Source organism: Shinella sp. Sh6, from assembly GCF_055392685.1.
The window spans coordinates 1447185-1462711 of the sequence record NZ_AP044005.1 but is presented as its reverse complement, the minus strand read 5'-3'; the positions used below and the strand labels follow the sequence as shown (position 1 = coordinate 1462711).

The following is a 15527-nucleotide window of genomic DNA, read 5'->3' as shown; positions in this document are numbered from 1 at the left end:
GGCTTGCGCCAGTTTTGCGTCCTGTCCGTGAGGACGCGCGAAGGCGCCTGACGGTTCCCTTGCCCTTTCAGAAAGGCCCGCGGCGCAGCGCCCGCCACATCCACCATTGCCGCCGCCACTGGGCGGGCTGGAGCGGACGGTCGAGCACGGCCGCCCCGGCCCGCTCCGCAGCGTCGAGGATCGGCCGCACGAGCGTCACCGTGAGGAAGGCCGCGCGATTCTCCGGTGCGATGCCGCCCGCGGCCCGCGCCTTCGCCAGATGCTCGCGGCCGAGGCCGACGAAGGCTTCGACGGCTCGGGCGGCCGCCTGGCTGTCGCTGCCGTCGATGAGCGCTTCCGGCGAAAGGCCGGTGGCGGCCAGAAGATCGGCCGGCAAATAGACCTGCCCGCGCCGGCGGTGGATCGGCAGCATCAGGAGGCTGCCGGCAACCGTCTGCGCCACGCCGGCATGGCCGGCGGCCACGGCCGACTGCGGCGCCTTCTGCGGGTCCAGCACGAGGCTTGCAAGCTGGATGAGGGCCGAGGCCGTCTCCCCGGCATAGCCTTCCAGCGCCGGGCGGCTTTCCATCGGGTCGTTGTAGAGATCGAAGATGCGCGCCTCGATCATGTCCGTCAGCACGGCGACCGGCAGGCGATGCTCGGCAATGCAGGCAAGCAGCCCCGCGGCAAGCGGATTGGCCGCCGCATCGCCGTCCGGCTTGCCCTCCAGGAGATCGCGCCACCATTGCAGGCGGATCTCGCCGGGCAGCGCCTCGCGCACCACGTCGCGCACGCGGGCGATCTCGGCATAAAAGGCGTAGAGCGCCGCGAGCGCGCCGCGTTTTTCCTCCGGCGCCAGCAGGCAGGCGAGATAGCGGTCGCGGTCCGTGTCGCGGAGTGCGGCAAGGCAATGCGCGTAATTGGCTTCTTTCTTGTCAGTCACGTCGGAAAACCGTCTTCGGGAATGGCTTGCAGCCGGATGCGTCACACGGCGATGAGCGCGGCGGCGACCGCGCGGTTTTCAGCCAGCATGACATTGAACGTGCGCACGGCCGCACCCGTGCTCATCGGGTCGGAAATGATCCGCCGCTCCTTCAGCGCCGCCTTCACCTCCGGCGGAAGGGGACGGATCTCCTTGCCGGTGCCGACGAGCAGCACCTCGATATCGCCCGCCTCATCCAGAACGCGGCTGAGGTCGTCGAGGGTCAGCGAACCGTCTTCCTGCTTCTCCCAGCCATGGATTCCGGAAGGCAGGCACAGGATGGAGCCGCGGTGCGACATGTCGGCAAAGCGGAAGCCGCCATTGCCGTATGCGTCGATCGGCGCGCGGCCCGGAAAATGCGCCTGGCGGATTTCAATGCCTTTAGCCATGGGATTCCAGCTCCGTGGCCGGCCCCTTGCCGCCCTTGCCGGGGCGATAGCGCTCCGGGCGCAGGCGGAACAGGATGAGGACCGGCCCGGCAATGTAGATAGAGGAGATGGTGCCGATGGCCACTCCGAAGAGCAGCGTCAGCGCGAAGGTGCGGATCGCCTCGCCGCCGAAGACGGCGAGCGCGGCAAGCGCGATGAGGGTCGTCGCGGAAGTGAGCACGGTGCGCGAGAGCGTGCGGTTGATCGCATCGTCGATCAGCACCGGCAGCGGCATCATCCGGAAATGCCGGAGATTCTCGCGGATGCGGTCGTAGACCACCATCGTGTCGTTCAGCGAATAGCCGGCGACCGTCAGCAGCGCCGCCACGGCGCTGATGTTGAACTCGATCTTCGCCAGCGCAAGGAAGCCGAGCGTGAAGAAGACGTCGTGCGCCAGCGAGATGATCGCACCGATGGCGAAATGCCACTCGAAGCGGATCCAGATATAGGCGACGAGGGCAAGGAGCCCCGCCACGAAGCCGAGCGTCGCCGTATCGATCAGTTCGCCGGAGATCGCCGGCCCCACCACGTCCACGCGGCGGAAGTCGTAGTCGTCCTCCAGCTCGCCGCGCGCGACGAGCACGGAGGTCTGCTCGGCGTTCTCGCCCTCGCCCTGCGCCGTCAGCCGCACGACGGCGCGGCGCGGGTCGCTGGAATAGTCGACCCGCTGGACGTCGATGCCGGCGCCGGCAAGGCGGGCGGCGATGTCGAAGAGATCGGCCTCACCGGATTTCGCCTGGACCTCGGCCGCCGCGCCGCCGGTGAAATCGATGCCGACGCGCAGCTTGCCGGCGACGAGCAGGCCGGCGACGACCAGCGACAGCACCGCCGTCAGCAGGAAGATGCCGTTGCGCACCGCCATGAAGCGCAGGTTGAGCCTGTCGAACATCCCGGTGCGGACGCCCTTCGGCAGATGCGTCGCGCCGCTGCGGCCGAGCCAGAGGCGCACGAGGCGCTGCGTCACGCCGAACGTGGTGAAGAGCGTCGCAAGCAGGCCGATGCCGACCGCAAGCGCGAAGGCGCGCACCGGCGCAGCAGACAGCAGGAAGAGCACGGCGACGGCGATCAGCATGGTCGCGGAGGCGTCGAGCACCGTCGCGCGGGCACGGCCGAAGCCGGTGCCGACGGCCTCGGCGAGCGGCCGGCCGCTCTTCGTCTCCTCGCGGATGCGCTCGAAGATCAGCACGCTGGCGTCGACCGCGATGCCCACCGTCAGCACGATGCCGGCGATCATGGACAGCGAGATCGGCACGCCGAAGAGCGCGAGCGCGGCGAGCGTCAGCAGCACGTTGAAGAAGAGCGAGGCGGAGGCGGCAAGGCCGAGCACGCCGTAGAAGAAGGTCATGAAGACGACGACCGCAGCGACGGCGACCGCCGGCGCAAGGGCGGCGGCGCCAACCGAGGTGGCGCCGAGAACGGGCTCTATCGAGCGCTCCTCCAGGATCGTCAGCGGCGCCGGCAGGGGGCCGCTTGCGATGACGCGCGCGAGGTTGGCCGCGCCCTCGGCGTCGAAATCGCCGGAAAGCCGGCCGACGCCGTCGGTGATCGCGCCCTTGATCTGCGATGTCGAGATGACCTGTCCGTCGAGCAGGATCGCGATGGTGCGGCCGCTGTTTTCCTGCGTGAAGGCGGCAAGCTTGGCGGCCGCTTCCGGGCGCAGGCGGAATTCGACGAAGGGCTCGCCGTTCGCCGCCGGCTCGGCGGAGGCGACGTCGGCTGCGGTAAAGAGATCGTCCTGCCGGACGAGATAGCCGACCGGCGGCTCGCCGACCGAATAGAGCACTTCGGAACCCGCCGGCGCCCCGTTCTCGATTGCCCTGTCGACCGGCATGCTCTCGTCGACGAGGCGGGCGGAAAGCCGGCCGACCTCGGCCAGCATGTCCTTGACGCGCTGCGGATCGGTGACGCCCGGCATGGCGACGACGATGCGGCCGCGCTCGCCGCGCGTGACGGCGACGGAGGGAATGCCGAGGCTTTCGACCCGGCGGCGCACCGCTTCCACCGCCTCCAGGGAGGCTGCGCCGGCAGCCCCCTCGACCGCGGCGTCCGGCAGGACGAGATGGAACTGGCCGGCCCCCGGCGTTTCGAGCGTGCCGAGGCCGAGGCCTTCGATTGCCTTGCGGGCGGCATCGGCGCGGTCTCCGGCCGTGACGGTCACGTCGACCGTGCTGCCGGCCCCGTTGAGATCGCCATAGGGAATGCGGGCGGCGCGCAGCGTGCTGCCGATCGTCTCCACCGCCGCGCGCAGCCGGTCGGCGGCCATTTCGCTGCGGGAGACTTCGAGGACGAGGCGGGAGCCGCCGGTGAGATCGAGGCCCGGCATGAGGCGGTGCGCCGTCATCCAGCCCGGCAGGCCGGCGGCGGTGCGCGCCGGCAGGAGGCTCGGCAGGACGATAAGAAGGCTCGCCACAAGGAGAAGCCAGAGAAGAAAGGTCTTCCAGCGGGCGGATTGCTGCATCGCGATCTCGACTAATCCGGCGCCGGCGCCGGCTGAAAACCAGTCGGGCCGCCGGCCGGGGCAATTCTAACCCGGCCGCGCGGCAAGCCAAGCTATTCCTTGACGGGTTCGCCCTTGACGCGGACTTCGCTGACGCCGCCGCGCGTGACGCGCACGCGGGTGCCTTCGGCGATCTCGACTTCAAGCTCGTTGTCGTCGACGACCTTGGTGACCTTGCCGACGATGCCGCCGCCCACGACGACCTGGTCGCCGCGGCGGATGTTCTTCAGAAGCTCTTCGCGGCGCTTCATCGATGCGCGCTGCGGGCGGATGATGAGGAAATACATCACCACGAAGATCAGCAGGAACGGCAGGATCGACATGAGAATGTCCGTGCCGCCCGCTGCCCCGCCGGGTGCCGCCGTCTGGGCGAAAGCCTCGGTAATGAACATCAGCTACTCCTTGAAATCTTGAATTTTCACGGCCCGAGCGGCCATTTCGGTTGCCGGAATATAGGCAAGCCGGGTCCTAATGCAACAGACGAGGGCGCGAAGCTCTCGTTTTCCAAGCACTTTCCCTCTTTTCGCGACCAGCCGACGCATGCTACCGGCGGGTAACGCATGAGGAGAGAGACATTGCAGGAAGATCACGTCAAGCTGTTGCTGGCCGAAATCGGCCGCATCAACGCCGCGCTCGAGCGCCTCGCCGGCCCGGCGCCCGCCGTCAACGACTGGAACGCCTCGGACGTCTTCGTCTGGGCGCCGGCCCGCCTTCACGCACAGCCGGTCAAGCGTCCGAACCGCATCGACATCGACCTCATCCGCGGCGTCGACCATGTGCGCGACATCCTCGTCGACAACACCGTGCGCTTCGCCCGCGGCCTGCCGGCCAACAACGTGCTCCTGTGGGGCGCGCGCGGCATGGGCAAGTCCTCGCTGGTCAAATCCGTCCATGCGCTCGCCGCTAAGGAGACGGAGAGCGGGCTGAAGCTGATCGAGGTGCACCGCGAGGACATCGCGACCCTGCCGGCGCTCCTCGACGTGCTGAAGGAAACGCCCTTCCCGGTCATCATCTTCTGCGACGACCTCTCCTTCGACCATGACGATACCTCCTACAAATCGCTGAAGGCGGCGCTCGACGGCGGCGTGGAAGGCCGGCCGGACAACGTGCTGCTCTATGCCACCTCGAACCGGCGGCATCTCCTGCCGCGCACCATGATCGAGAACGAGCAGTCGACGGCGATCAACCCGTCGGAAGCCGTGGAGGAGAAGGTGTCGCTCTCCGACCGCTTCGGCCTCTGGCTCGGCTTCTACAAATGCAGCCAGGCCGAGTACCTGGAGATGATCGACGGCTATGCCGGCCATTTCGATCTCGATCTCCCGAAGGAGCAGCTTCACGCCGAGGCCCTCGAATGGTCGACCACCCGCGGCTCCCGCTCCGGCCGCGTCGCCTGGCAATACGTGCAGGACCTCGCCGGCCGGCTCGGCAAGCCGCTGGCGAAATGAGAATGCCGGTTTGATCGTATCGTAGGGGATCGGCGAGCCTGCCTTCCCCTTTCCATTTCCATTTCCCGCCCTCTTCTCCTTCCCGTCCCTTCTCCTACCCCCTTCTCCGTCGTCATCCTCGGGCTTGACCCGAGGATCCATGCCACAAACTCAACGCGTGCCATGGGGCGTGGATGCTCGGGTCAAGCCCGAGCATGACGGCAGAGGGAGAGGGAGAGAGAGGGAGAAAAGGGAGAGAAAAACGCCGAAAGGCCCAGCATTGCCGGGCCTTGTCTGTTCTATAGCGGGCGGCGAGCCGGCCTATTCGAGATAGGTCATCGGGTTGACCGGGGTGGCGTTCTTGCGCACCTCGAAGTGGAGCTTCGGGCGGGTGGCGTTGCCGCTCATGCCCGAGACGGCGACGGTCTGGCCGCGCTGGATCTTCTGGCCGCGCTGCACGTTCAATTCGCCCGCATGGCCGTAGACCGTGACGGTGCCGTCGTCGTGGCGCACGAGCACGGCATTGCCGAGCTCCTTCAGGCTGCTGCCGGCATAGATGACCACGCCGTTCTCCGCCGCCTTGATGGGCGTGCCTTCCGGAACCGAGATATCGATGCCGTCGTTGCGGTTGCCGTCGACATTGGCGCCATAGGCGGCGATGACGGCGCCGCGCACCGGCCAGCGATACTTGCCGATGCCGGTCGATTCGGGGGCGTCCTCCGTCACGTCGGATTTCGCGGCCGCTTCCGTCACGGAGACGATCTTGACCGGGGCCTTGTAGGCTTCCGGCTTCTTCTCCGCCGTCTCGACCTTCTTGGCGACCGGCAGCGAGGCGGTCACGGTCTTGTCGGTTACGGCTTCCGCGCCGGCCGGGATCACCAGCGTCTGGCCGATGCGGATGGACGCCGTGTCGAGGCCGTTCGCCTTCTTCAGCGCCTCGACGGACACGCCGTTTGTGCGCGCGATCTTGGCGAGCGAATCGCCCGGCTGAACCTGGTAGCCGCCCTTGCCCTTGCCTTCGCCGGCATCGGCGAGGTTGGAGCTCGTCTGCCCGCCTTCGGCCTTCACCTTCTCGCGGGTCGACGTGCCGGGCAGGATGGCGACGTTCTGCTCGCCCTTGCGCTCGGGCGCCGGCAGCTTGCCGTCGACCTTCAGCGTGTGGTCCGTCGAGGCCTTGGCGGCGCTCGCGGTGGTGCTGAAGGTGGGGATGACGATCTTCTGGCCGGGCTCTGCATCGGACGAGCGCTTCAGCCCGTTGGCGGCGAGGATTTCCTTCTCCGGCACGCCGTAGCGCTTGGAAAGCGTCTTCACGCTCTCGCCCTGGCGCAGCATGACGACCGGCGCGTTCTGCGTCGACCAGCCGGCCTTGCTGCGGACGGTGGCGGTGGTGAGCGAATCGGTATCGGCCGGAACGGTCTTCGCCTTGCGCGGAAGCTCCTGCTCGAGCGCGGCGGTGCGCTCGGCCGAACGGCTTGCGCCGGCGGTCGGGTCGGCAAGCTCGCCGCGCTGGACGCTCATCGGCGTCGTTGCGAAGCGCGTGCCGGAACCGGCGGTGGTCGAGGTGTCGATCGGGTCGTAGGATACCGAGCCCTGATCGGGGAACGGCTGGTTCATCGCCTGCTCGCGCGAGCCCATCATCTGGCCGGTGGCGGCATATTGCCCGCCGTTGCCGACGGTGCTGCGCGGAACCGGCTCTCGCCCGAAGAGCGTGCGGCGCGGAACCGAACTGGTCGTGATGTTATCCTGATCGGAGCTGGAGAAGAGACCGCCGAATCGGGAGACATCCGAGCTGCACCCCGTCGCGACGCTTGCCAGCAGGGCGGCCGCTACAAGGCGGGTCGCGGTCCTACCAAAACTCGGCGAAACACTCTTACGCATGAGACTCTACCCAATCGGTACGCTACTTGATGAGGACCGATTAAAGCGCGTTAGAGTTACTGCCCGGTTAAAACCGGACATTCGCCGTGGTTTTTTGATGAATTGATAACCATGGTGCGCCCGCACCGTGGCAAAAATCGGGGTGTCGCGGCTCAGAAGCTCGCCGTGTACATGCTGTCGGCGCGCGAGATGCGGCCGCTGACGCGGGCGGCATTTTCGAAGTCGCCCTGGCTCGGCCGGAAGATCGCCGAGATGGGCGTTGCGCGCCGCACCGTGGCCGCCGCACCGTCGGCGGCATTCTCCAGCGAGGCGTCGGGCGCCGTCATGTCGAGGGCGCTTTCGTTATAGGCGATGGCGCGCAGGGCCGAGACCGCACGCTCGCGCGTGCCGGCATAGCGGGCGCTGCGCTGGTCCTGCGCCGGCATGCTGTCGTAATATTCGACATAGGCGCGCAGATAGGCTTTCCGGTCGCCCTCGTCGAGGAAATGGCCGTAGGCGGCATATTCGCGCTTTTCGAGGTCGTCCGTGTCGAGATTGTTGCGCTCGGCTTCCGTCAGCGCCGGCTGACCGCTCGCCGTCTCTTCCCTGGCGACGCTGAGGACCAGAAGCGCATCGACCGACAGGCCGACATGGGCGGACGGATCGTAGCTGCCGCCGGCAAGCTGCGCGCCGGAAACGGCTTCGGTGCTCTCCTCGGCAGCCTTCCCCGCAGCCTTCGTCGCCAGGTAGGCGAGGCTGTCGCTGGTGGAACTGCTGGGGATGCGGTTCGAGACGTACATTTCCTTCTCCGTCGGAACGGCCGCATCCATTGGAAATGCGGCGTCCTCAGTGGAAATTCCTGCTTCGCTACCGGCCTACGCCCCGAAACTTGCGCGAAGCTTGCGCTGGTTAACAAATGGTTAACGCGCTGTATTTGCATTGCTAATTCACGCGTCGCGTGCGGCGGGACGCCTGGAGGCGCAGCATTTTCCGGACAAAACGCAAGAAAGACTCAGCCCGCGGATGCCCGCTTCGGCGCAAAGCAACCGGAAGAGGAAGGATCAGAGCGCCTGCGCGACCTGCGGGACGATAGGAAGGTAAGGCACCGCGAACAGGTCCTCGCGGTCGAAGCGGCTGCCGGTCTTCGTGAGCTTCAGCATGCGGCATTCCGTTTCGCCGACCATGACGGGGGCAATCAGCATGCCGCCGGAAACGAGCTGTTCGGCAAAGAAGCGCGGCAGGGCGGGAAAGGCGGCGGTGACGAGGATGCGGTCGAAGGTCCCCTCGCCCGGCATGCCGTTGCTGCCGTCGGCCTGCCGCACGATAACATTGCGGATGCCGGCCTTCTCGATCGACTGCTGCGCGTTGGAAACGAGCGTGCGGTAGCGGTCGACGGTCAAAACGCGCTCCGTCATGCGCCCCATCACGGCGGCGGTGAAGCCGCTGCCGGTGCCGACCTCCAGCACGCGCTGGCCGGTCTTGAGGTTCAGCATGTTGAGGAGCCGCACGGCAAGGTCGATGCCCTCGATGAAGGAGCCGCAATCGAGCGGCAGCAGGCGGCTGGAATAGGCGTCGCCCGCAAACTGCGGCGGCACGAAGAGCGTGCGCGGCGTCTGCTCCACCGCGGTGAGGAGGTCGAGATTGTTGATGCCTTCGCCGCGAAGGCGCAGCGCCAGCGCGGCAAAGCCTTCCTTCTCGATCACCCGACCCGTGCTCAATCGCTGCCCTCGCCGGCAAGGGCGCGCTGCACGCGGTCGAGCACCGTATAGTCGGTGAGGTCGAGCTTCAGCGGCGTCACGGAGATCTTGTGGTTCTTCAGCGCATGGATATCCGTGCCGGCGCGGAAATCGCCCTTCCGCTCGCCGAAGCGCAGCCAGTAATAGGGAAAGCCGCGGCCGTCGGTGCGCTCGTCGACCGTCAGGCCGAAATCGAGCTTGCCCTGCGCGGTCACCTCGACGCCCTTGAGGTCGGAAGGCGCGCAGTTGGGGAAATTGAGGTTGAAGAAGGTCCAGTCCGGCAGCTCGACATTCATCAACTGGCGGATGAGCTTCGGCGCGTAGGCCTCGGCCACCTCCCACGGCACGACGCGGCCGCCGGCATGGTTGTAGGCCTGGCTCAGCGCCATGGATTTGATGCCCTGCAGCGTGCCCTCGATGGCGCCGGCGATGGTGCCCGAATAGGTGACGTCGTCGGCCATGTTGGCACCGGCATTGACGCCGGAAAGAACGAGGTCCGGCTTCCCGTCGAGCACTTCGCGCACGCCCATGATCACGCAGTCGGTCGGCGTGCCGCGCAGTGCATAGCGCTTGTCGTCGATCTTCCTGAGGCGCAGCGGTTCGGAAAGCGTCAGCGAATGGGCAAGGCCGCTCTGGTCCGTTTCCGGCGCCACGACCCAGACGTCGTCCGTCAGTTCGCGGGCGATGCGCTCGAGGGCCGCAAGGCCCTCGGCGTGGATGCCGTCGTCATTGGTGAGCAGGATGCGCATACCGTCGTCCGCCTCAGGCCGCTTTCTCGATCTTCTTCAGGCCGCCCATATAGGGCAGCAGCGCGTCCGGCACGGTGATCGAGCCGTCCTCGTTGAGGTAGTTCTCCATGACGGCGATCAGCGCGCGGCCGACGGCGGTGCCCGAGCCGTTCAGCGTGTGCACGAAGCGCGTCGCCTTGTCGTCCTTGCCGCGGTAGCGCGCGTTCATGCGGCGCCCCTGGAAATCGCCGCAGACCGAGCAGGAGGAGATCTCGCGATAAGTGTCCTGCCCCGGCAGCCAGACCTCGATGTCATAGGTCTTGCGCGCGCCAAAACCCATGTCGCCGGTGCACAGCGTCATGACGCGGTAGTGCAGGTCGAGGCGCTTCAGCACCTCCTCCGCGCAGGCCGTCATGCGCTCCAGCTCGTCGATGGAGCTGTCGGCATCGGTGATCGAGACGAGCTCGCATTTGAGGAACTGGTGCTGGCGCAGCATGCCGCGCGTGTCGCGACCGGCCGAGCCCGCTTCCGAGCGGAAGCACGGCGTCAGCGCGGTAAAGCGCAGCGGCAGCTTCTCCTGGTCGAGGATTTCCTCGCGCACGAGATTGGTGAGCGAGACTTCCGCCGTCGGAATCAGCCAGCGGCCGTCCGTGGTGCGGAAGAGGTCTTCGGCGAATTTCGGCAACTGCCCGGTGCCGAACATGGCGTCGTCGCGCACGAGAAGGGGCGCATGGACTTCCGTATAGCCGTGGCTTTCCGTGTGCGTATCGATCATGAACTGGCCGATGGCACGTTCGAGGCGGGCAAGCTGGCCCTTGAGCACGGTGAAGCGCGAGCCGGCAATCTTGGCGGCGGCCTCGAAATCCATCCAGCCGAGCGCTTCGCCGATCTCGTAGTGCTCCAGCGCCTTGTGGTTCCAGCCGGGCTTCGTACCCCAGGCGTGCTTGACCACGTTGCCCGTCTCGTCGCTGCCGACCGGCACGTCGTCGAGCGGGATGTTCGGGATGCGCGAAAGGGCGTCGTTGAGCTCGGCCGTGACCTGGCGCTCCTCCTCCTCGGCGGCGGGGAGCTGGTCCTTGATGGCGGAGACTTCGGCCTTCAGTTTCCCGGCAAGCTCGGCATTCTTGGCGGCCATCGCCGCGCCGATCTCCTTGGAGGCGGCGTTGCGGCGCGACTGCATGTCCTGCGCCGTCTGGATGACGGCGCGGCGCTTCTCGTCGAGGTCGATCAGCGTTCTTGCAAGGGGGCTTGCGCCGCGTTTTGCCAGTGCAGCGTCAAGGGCGTCGGCGTTTTCGCGGATCCATTTGATATCAAGCATCGTCGTTCCAGGCGTTCCGTGGATGGAGCCCATCCCGCCCGGCAGCGACCCCGCCGGCAAGGCCTCAGTCGGCCTCGCCCTGCGTTGCAACCACCTCGTTTTCCGCGCCCTGCGCGTCCGAGGGGTTCGCCCGCTGCCGTTCGATGAGTCGGGCCGTATAGATGGAAATCTCGTAGAGAAGGATGGCCGGCAGTGCAAGACCGATCTGGGAAACCGGATCGGGCGGTGTCAGAACGGCGGCCACCACGAAGGAGATGACGATCGCGTATTTGCGTTTTTTCGCCAGCGCCTTGGCATCGATGAAGCCGGCCCGCACGAGAAGCGAGGAGATGACCGGAAGCTGGAAGACGAGGCCGAAGGCGAAGATCAGCGACATGATGAGGCTGAGATATTCGGAGACCTTCGGCAGGAGCTGGATGGAGACCTGCCCCTCGCCGCCGCCCTGCTCCATGGCCAGGAAGAACCACATGACCATGGGCGTGAAGAAGAAATAGACGAGCGCCGCGCCGATCAGGAACAGGATGGGCGAGGCGATGAGGAACGGCAGGAAGGCCGCGCGCTCGTTCTTGTAAAGGCCGGGCGCGACGAACTTGTAGATCTGCTGGGCGATGACCGGAAAGGCGATGACCAGCGCGCCGAACATGGCGACCTTGATCTGCGTGAAGAAGAATTCCTGCGGCGCCGTGTAGATGAGCTCGACATTGCGGTGCGAAAGCCCCGCCCACTCGACGGCCCACTTGAACGGCAGGACGAGCAGGTTGAAGAGCTGCTTGGCGAAATAGAAGCAGACGAGGAAGGCGACGAAGAACGCGCCCACCGCCCACAGGAGCCGCTGGCGCAGCTCGATCAGGTGCTCGATGAGCGGCTGGGGCTTGTCTTCGATATCGCCGCTCATGCGTCGCCTTTCCTGGTCTTCGTCGTCGCGGCCTTGGTGGAGGCGGCCTTCCTGGCGGCCGGCCTGGCAGCGGCCTTCTTGCCCGTCTCCGCCTTCGTTGCCGCCGCCTTCGTCGCCTTGCCGGCCTTGGCGGCCGTTTCAGCGGGCTTCTTCGCCGCGGCCTTGCGGGTCGGGCCCTTCTTCAGCGGTGCGGCGGCGACCGGCTCGGTGGAGGCCGGCACCTGCGCTTCGGACGGAACGGCGGCGGGCGCCGCAGAAACGCTTTCCGGGGACGCGGATGCGGGCGTCGTCGTGGTCAAGCCCGGCTTGCGCTCCAGGTCGGCCTTGATCTCGTTGCCCATCTGGCGCAGCGGATTGACCGCATCGCGGATCGAGTTCAGCGGATTGAGCTTCTGGGCCTCGCCGAGCGTCTTGCGCACGTCTTCGAGATCGGCCTCGCGCAGCGCCTCGTCGAACTGCTGGCGGAAATCGCTCGCCATGCCGCGCATCTTGGACACCATGCGGCCGAATGTACGCAGCATCTGCGGCAGGTCCTTCGGACCCACCACGATGATCAATACGATGGCGATGACGAGTATTTCGGTCCAGCCGACATCAAGCATTGGGTATCGTCCTCATAGACCGTGAAGCGCCGCCGACGACGGCGCGTCCTTGCGCGTCACGGATGACGCGCGGCGCCGTGCTGCCGGTCACTTGACCTCGTCGGCCTTGTGATCGACGGTCTTGGCCTGCTCGGCGGCAGCGTCCTCGTCGGACATGCCCTTCTTGAAATTCTTGATGCCCTTGGCGACATCGCCCATCAGTTCCGGAATCTTGCCGCGGCCGAACAGCAGCAGCACCACCACCAGAACGATCAGCCAATGCCAGATGCTGAAAGAACCCATTGTCTTGACTCCCTTTCGGACTAACCCCGATGTAAGACGTTCAGCCGTCTTTTTCAAACACTAGTATGCCGCGCTGGTTAGCCGAAAGCGTGACGTAGCGCAATCAGAAGGATGATTGTCGCGACCGCCTCCGGCCCTATTCCTCGTCATGGCCGCCCGGCGCAAGAAGGCCGAGCTCCTCCAGGTCCATCTGCGTGATGGGATCCTCGTCCTCGGCAAGCTCGTCCTCGCCGAGCGGCAGCGGCACCTGGAAATTGGCAGGAATCCGGCCTGAAAGCAGGCCCGCGCCCTTCAATTCGTCCAATCCGGGCAGGTCGCGCAGCTCTTCCAGGCCGAAATGGTCGAGAAAATCGCGCGTGGTGCCGAACGTGACGGGCCGGCCCGGCGAGCGCCGGCGGCCGCGAAACCGCACCCAGCCCGCCTCCATCAGCACGTCGAGCGTGCCCTTGGAGGTCTGTACGCCGCGGATATCCTCGATCTCGGCGCGGGTCACGGGTTGGTGATAAGCGATGATCGACAGCACCTCGAGCGCGGCACGCGACAATTTGCGCACCTCGGTCTCGTCCGTGCGGATGACGAAGGACATGTCCGGCGCCGTGCGGAAGGCCCAGGAATCATCCACCTGCACGAGGTTGACCCCGCGACCGGCATAAAACCCCTTGAGCGCGCGCATGACATGCTGCACGTCCACCCCGCGCGGCAGACGCTCGGCAATATTGGCTTCTGAGACAGGGCCGGCGGAGGCGAAGACCAGCGCCTCGGCAATGCGTCCCGCCTCGTGCAGCCGGCGCGGATCGACGACGGTACCCTCCTCCGCCAGGACCTCGGCCCGCTCCTCCTCTTCAGTCACGCGGAGCGCTCCCTTCCTCGCCGCCCTCGCCGGCCTTCGGGCCGCGGCGCAGGTAGATCGGCTGGAAAACGCCGTCCTGCCGCAGCTCCAGCCGCCCTTCGCGGACGAGTTCGAGCGTCGCTGCGAAGGCGCTGGCAATCGCCGTGGTGCGTTCCGTCGGGTCGCTGAGATAGCGCAGCATGAAATGGTCGAGCGCCGTCCAGTCGTCCTCCACGGTGCCGATGAGCAATTGCAGGAGTTCGCGCGCATCGGCGAGCGACCAGACATTGCGCTTCTCGATGGTGACCTGGGTGATGGCGTGGCGCTGGCGCAGGGAAGCGTAGGCGCTGAGAAGATCGTAGAGCGAGGCCTCGAAGGCCGAGCGGCGCTCGGTGACGATGTGCTCCGGCATGCCCCGGGCAAAAACGTCGCGGCCGAGGCGGTTGCGGTTGATGAGGCGCGTCGCGGCATCGCGCATCGCCTCCAGCCGCTTGAGGCGGAAGGCGAGGCTCGCGGCCATCTCCTCGCCGGACGGGCCGTCGTCCTTCGCCTGCTTCGGGATGAGCAGGCGCGATTTCAGGTAGGCGAGCCAGGCCGCCATGACGAGGTAGTCGGCGGCAAGCTCGATGCGGATCTTTCGCGCCCGGTCGATGAAGGCGAGATATTGCTCGGCAAGCGCCAGCACGGAGATACGGGTGAGGTCCACCTTCTGCGTGCGGGCGAGATGGAGGAGAAGGTCGAGCGGGCCTTCGAAGCCGGCAAGGTCGACGACGAGGCTCTCCTCGGAAAGGCCCCGCCCCTCGGCGCCCTCCTGCCACAGGTCCTCCATCGGCGCATCCGCGCCGCGGGCCTTCTTCTGTGGCTTGCCTTCCGTTGCCTGCACGTTTCTCCCTCTGCCTGCCCGTCAGGCCACCGCGATCATCGCGTTGAACTCCTCGCGCAGCGCATGCTCGTCCGCCCCGTCCGGCGCGCGGAAGCCCGCGCGCACCGCATTGGCGCGCCTGAGGCTCTCGCCGGCAAGCGGCGGAACGTTTTCCGTCACCGCGATCATTTCGTCCATGATGCCATGGCAATGCAACACCATGTCGAGCCCCGCGGCAACGATTCCCCGGGTTCTTTCGGCAATATCGCCCTTGAGGGCGTTCATCGACACGTCGTCGGACATCAGGAGGCCGTCAAAGCCCATATGGCCGCGGATGATCTCGCGCACCACCGTCGGCGAGGTGGTCGCCGGATTGTCGGGGTCGATGGCGGTGTAGACGATATGGGCGGACATCGCCATCAGCTCGTCCTTCATGCGGCGGAAGGGCACGAAGTCGCAGGCCTCCAGCTCTTCCCGGCCCGCATGGACGACCGGCAGGTCATGGTGGGAATCGACCATGGTGCGGCCGTGGCCGGGCATGTGCTTCATGACGGGCAGCAGGCCGCCGGCCTTCAGCCCCTCGGCCGCAGCCTTGCCCATCGCCGAGACGATTTCCGGCTCCTGACCGTAAGCGCGGTTGCCGATGACGTCGTGGACGCCCGGCACGGCGACGTCGAGCACCGGCAGGCAATCGACGTTGATGCCGAGGCGGAGGAGATCGAAGGCATGCAGGCGCGACATCAGCCAGGCGGCGCGCAGGCCCTTTTCCTCGTCCGCGCGGTAGATGGCGCCGAGCGCGGCGGCATTCGGATATTGCTGGACATAGGGCGGCTTGATGCGCTGGACGCGGCCGCCCTCCTGGTCGATCAGCACCGGGATGTCGGCGCCGCCGCCGATGCAATCGCGCATCTCGGCGGTGAGGTCGGCGACCTGCGCCGGCTCGCCGATATTGCGGCCGAAGAGGATGAAGCCCCATGGCCGCTCGCTGCGGAAGAAGGATTTTTCGTCGGCGGTGAGGCTCAGGCCCTTGCAGCCCGAAATGAAGGATTTCGATTCGCTCATGTCCGCAATCTTAGAGGTTCGGAGGGAAAAGATGAACGCTATGCCC

Annotated in this window: 16 protein-coding genes; 1 reads left to right on the top strand and 15 read right to left on the bottom strand. The window is 66.6% G+C overall.

The window, feature by feature from the left end; all coding sequences use genetic code 11:
- Positions 1-67: 67 nt before the first annotated feature.
- The 4 genes from ACZ5TO_RS07190 to yajC all read right to left on the bottom strand — a co-directional run bounded on the left by ACZ5TO_RS07190 (position 68) and on the right by yajC (position 4278).
- Positions 68-922 (bottom strand): phytoene/squalene synthase family protein, encoded by an 855-nt coding sequence (locus ACZ5TO_RS07190; RefSeq protein ID WP_464800032.1) that lies wholly within the window; start codon positions 920-922, stop codon positions 68-70.
- Positions 923-963: 41 nt separating this feature from the next.
- On the bottom strand, positions 964-1350 hold the full coding sequence (locus ACZ5TO_RS07185) for an Mth938-like domain-containing protein (protein WP_464800031.1): 387 nt from the start codon (positions 1348-1350) through the stop codon (positions 964-966).
- Positions 1343-3847 carry a protein translocase subunit SecD gene (gene secD / locus ACZ5TO_RS07180; RefSeq protein WP_464800030.1) on the bottom strand — a complete coding sequence of 835 codons (2505 nt, stop codon included), beginning with the start codon at positions 3845-3847 and terminating at the stop codon, positions 1343-1345. Before secD ends, ACZ5TO_RS07185 begins: the two co-directional genes overlap by 8 nt.
- Positions 3848-3939: 92 nt before the next feature.
- Positions 3940-4278, bottom strand: coding sequence for a preprotein translocase subunit YajC (gene yajC, locus ACZ5TO_RS07175; protein WP_184141900.1), 339 nt, complete (start codon positions 4276-4278; stop codon positions 3940-3942).
- 168 nt (positions 4279-4446) lie between these two features.
- Here yajC and ACZ5TO_RS07170 point away from each other — a divergent pair, with 168 nt between their 5' ends.
- Positions 4447-5331, top strand: a complete 885-nt coding sequence (locus ACZ5TO_RS07170; RefSeq protein WP_380778809.1) for an ATP-binding protein — start codon at positions 4447-4449, stop codon at positions 5329-5331.
- Between the two features lie 300 nt (positions 5332-5631).
- Here the strand turns inward: ACZ5TO_RS07170 and ACZ5TO_RS07165 are convergent, their stop codons facing one another.
- From ACZ5TO_RS07165 to nagZ, 11 genes are all read right to left on the bottom strand, one after another.
- Positions 5632-7188: a peptidoglycan DD-metalloendopeptidase family protein gene (locus tag ACZ5TO_RS07165; RefSeq protein ID WP_464800029.1), complete on the bottom strand. Its 1557-nt coding sequence runs from the start codon at positions 7186-7188 to the stop codon at positions 5632-5634.
- 152 nt (positions 7189-7340) lie between these two features.
- Positions 7341-7997 carry a hypothetical protein gene (locus tag ACZ5TO_RS07160; RefSeq protein WP_464800028.1) on the bottom strand — a complete coding sequence of 219 codons (657 nt, stop codon included), beginning with the start codon at positions 7995-7997 and terminating at the stop codon, positions 7341-7343.
- Between the two features lie 231 nt (positions 7998-8228).
- Entirely contained in the window at positions 8229-8885 is a 657-nt protein-coding gene (locus ACZ5TO_RS07155) for a protein-L-isoaspartate(D-aspartate) O-methyltransferase (RefSeq protein ID WP_184141907.1), read from the bottom strand.
- Positions 8882-9652, bottom strand: coding sequence for a 5'/3'-nucleotidase SurE (gene surE / locus ACZ5TO_RS07150; RefSeq protein WP_464800027.1), 771 nt, complete (start codon positions 9650-9652; stop codon positions 8882-8884). The genes ACZ5TO_RS07155 and surE overlap by 4 nt, the downstream gene beginning before the upstream one ends.
- Before the next feature lie 13 nt (positions 9653-9665).
- On the bottom strand, positions 9666-10949 hold the full coding sequence (gene serS, locus ACZ5TO_RS07145; RefSeq protein ID WP_464800026.1) for a serine--tRNA ligase: 1284 nt from the start codon (positions 10947-10949) through the stop codon (positions 9666-9668).
- 64 nt (positions 10950-11013) lie between these two features.
- Positions 11014-11844 carry a twin-arginine translocase subunit TatC gene (tatC, locus tag ACZ5TO_RS07140; protein ID WP_464800025.1) on the bottom strand — a complete coding sequence of 277 codons (831 nt, stop codon included), beginning with the start codon at positions 11842-11844 and terminating at the stop codon, positions 11014-11016.
- Positions 11841-12446 carry a Sec-independent protein translocase protein TatB gene (gene tatB, locus ACZ5TO_RS07135; RefSeq protein WP_464800024.1) on the bottom strand — a complete coding sequence of 202 codons (606 nt, stop codon included), beginning with the start codon at positions 12444-12446 and terminating at the stop codon, positions 11841-11843. The genes tatC and tatB overlap by 4 nt, the downstream gene beginning before the upstream one ends.
- Positions 12447-12533: 87 nt before the next feature.
- Positions 12534-12728 (bottom strand): twin-arginine translocase TatA/TatE family subunit, encoded by a 195-nt coding sequence (locus tag ACZ5TO_RS07130; RefSeq protein WP_184141917.1) that lies wholly within the window; start codon positions 12726-12728, stop codon positions 12534-12536.
- A gap of 136 nt (positions 12729-12864) precedes the next feature.
- A complete protein-coding gene (gene scpB, locus ACZ5TO_RS07125) occupies positions 12865-13578 on the bottom strand; it encodes an SMC-Scp complex subunit ScpB (protein WP_464800023.1) in 714 nt (237 codons plus the stop codon).
- Positions 13571-14386 (bottom strand): segregation and condensation protein A, encoded by an 816-nt coding sequence (locus ACZ5TO_RS07120; RefSeq protein WP_464800345.1) that lies wholly within the window; start codon positions 14384-14386, stop codon positions 13571-13573. Before ACZ5TO_RS07120 ends, scpB begins: the two co-directional genes overlap by 8 nt.
- Before the next feature lie 75 nt (positions 14387-14461).
- Positions 14462-15481 carry a beta-N-acetylhexosaminidase gene (nagZ, locus tag ACZ5TO_RS07115; RefSeq protein WP_464800022.1) on the bottom strand — a complete coding sequence of 340 codons (1020 nt, stop codon included), beginning with the start codon at positions 15479-15481 and terminating at the stop codon, positions 14462-14464.
- Positions 15482-15527 lie beyond the last annotated feature (46 nt).